This is a genomic window from Schumannella sp. 10F1B-5-1 (assembly GCF_006517535.1).
In the GTDB taxonomy this organism is placed as follows: domain Bacteria; phylum Actinomycetota; class Actinomycetes; order Actinomycetales; family Microbacteriaceae; genus Schumannella.
The window spans coordinates 1-249 of sequence record NZ_VHQH01000213.1; the positions used below are offsets into that span (position 1 = coordinate 1).

Genomic DNA, 249 nt, shown 5'->3' on the forward strand with positions numbered 1-249 from the left:
CCCGGTGCTCGACCCCGACGGACTGCCGATGAGCGTGCTGCGCGCCCCCGACGGCACCGCCGCCCAGGTCGTGCTCGCCCTGCCCGACGGCAAGGCGCTCACCGCGCGGATCTGGCTGCTTGCGGTCGGCCGGGTGCCGTTGCTGCTGCTCGACACGGACGTGCCCGAGAACCCCGAGGAGCTGCGCTCGGTCACCGATCGCCTGTACGGCGGGGGCGGGGAGCATCGGCTGCTGCAGGAGCTGCTGCT

At 74.3% G+C, this 249-nt stretch carries 1 pseudogene; it reads left to right on the top strand.

Annotated elements, in window-relative coordinates:
* Nucleotides 1–249: pseudogene (locus tag FJ658_RS15460) on the top strand (alpha-glucan phosphorylase); the annotation flags it as partial.